The organism is Aliterella sp. E5.1 (assembly GCF_057473825.1).
Genome location: NZ_JBYCCV010000300.1, coordinates 1 through 1,776 on the forward strand (window position 1 = coordinate 1; position 1,776 = coordinate 1,776).

Consider the following 1,776-nt stretch of genomic DNA (forward strand, 5'->3'; position numbering starts at 1 on the left):
TTACTAATCGCTCATCTGGCGCTGGTTCGCCATCATCTCCCACTGCTACCCAAGGCTTACCTTGAGCGATAATTGTGCTGTGAATAGTGTAAGGTTTGCGGTCAATTAGGGTAGTTGCTGAAGCTGTGAGAGTTTTGGTTTGACGGTAGCGTTCGGCTTGCGCCATTAATATTGGCTCAAAAAGTACTCGCATTTTTGGATCTAATCCAAATTCCAACCCGTATAGCAAAAAAGGATCGCTAACTGTATATTGGTTCTTGGCATTAGTATCGCTGCGGCGGCGTTGTACTGGAACTTTCATTCCTTCAACTTCAGCCATTTGATATTCTCCACCTACAGCAGATTTATTGACATCAAAGCCCCACAGTTGAAAAGCACGCGCGGCGTATTCTTCATAACCTAAGCGAGTTTCCGGGTTGACGCGGGTGAAAAATCGCCCGTCAGCATCTTTAGTTACGTTAGCGCTAGATAATATGCCATCGCGCGCGACTCGCAAATACGACCAATCGAGGACAATTTTATCGACAGCAGTTGTATATTCAGGATGAAAAGTTTTTAAGTTGTAGAGTGCTGCTAACATTCTGCCTACATCTAAAGCCGACCAGCCAGTACCTTCAGGAACAGAGTTGCCACCATAGTCTACAGGTTTAAGAAGTCGCGTATCGTAGCCGCGATTGGGCAATTCTCCGGCAAATAAAGGCAATTTACCCAAAGCAGCTAATAAATGTCTTACTCGATAGTCAAATTTATCTGCCGAAATAATATCGAGCGATCGCGCGGCGTGGAGTGCTGCTAAGTAATCCCCTAGTCCCCACAAAGTTGCGCCGTCAAAGTCGCTGCGATCGTCTATCAGCCCATTTTTATTATGGTAGTTGGTTTCAAAATACTGCCAAGCTGCTGCTGCATAACGTTTTCCTATAACACTTAGGGGTTTAGTTAGTTTGATATTCGCAGCATTAGGCTTACCAACTGCGGCAATAGGTTCAACAGCGATTTCTAAGAACTTAGGCTTAGTAGGAGCAGGATTAGCCGGAGTTGAAATAGTAACTTGGGCATTAGGACTAGGTGCTTCTGCTGGTGGGGGAGTATTACTACCAGGCGTACCCGTAGAAACGCTCACCGCATTAGACGCAATCAAAGGACGATTTCCTCTAGCTTTGTAGTACAAAATCTCCAAAATCAGCCCATTGGTATTGCCAGTTAAAGCCTTATTTGGTTGTTTTGTTTCTTCATAAATTCCTGCGTAGTAGCCACTATCTTCAGGACTGCGGAGGTCTTTGACTACATCAAAAAGTTTTTGAGCGTAAGCATTATCTGGATAAAGATAGCGCCAGCCAAAAGCGGCTTTTGTACTGATACTACGCAGTTGAGGATAAGGCTGATTAGTATCAGTAATTGTTGCCCAAGTCTTACCGTTGGCATAAACAGTGTTATAGAGAAAGTAAGGAGCTTGGTCAATATTATCTTCTGTAACTGCTGTTAGCTGCCCTGTCTCATCGTAGCGGCGTTTTTGAACTTCCAAAACTCTCGCAGCATAGTCGGCTAAATCGCCTTGCAGACCAAATTCAATTCCATCGAGGATATAAGACTCGCTAACAACGTAGTTATTAGCATTTGTGCTTTGAAAGTCGCGGGTATCAACAGGAATCGGTAGTGCGTCAGATTATTGTGGGATAGGTCACGATATCATTCCAAGTCCATGGTCGAGAGGTTAATCCTGCTCGTTGTGCGGCAGTGGACTTGAACCGACTATGCTGCCAAATCCAATTGAAGTAA

Annotated in this window: 2 pseudogenes; both read right to left on the reverse strand. The window is 44.5% G+C overall.

Annotation, left to right across the window (positions count from 1 at the left end):
- Window positions 1–1,660: pseudogene (locus AC2VE5_RS26530) on the reverse strand (DUF3131 domain-containing protein); the annotation flags it as partial.
- Window positions 1,659–1,776 (reverse strand): annotated as a pseudogene (locus AC2VE5_RS26535) (IS1 family transposase); the annotation flags it as partial. The pseudogenes AC2VE5_RS26535 and AC2VE5_RS26530, both read right to left, overlap by 2 nt.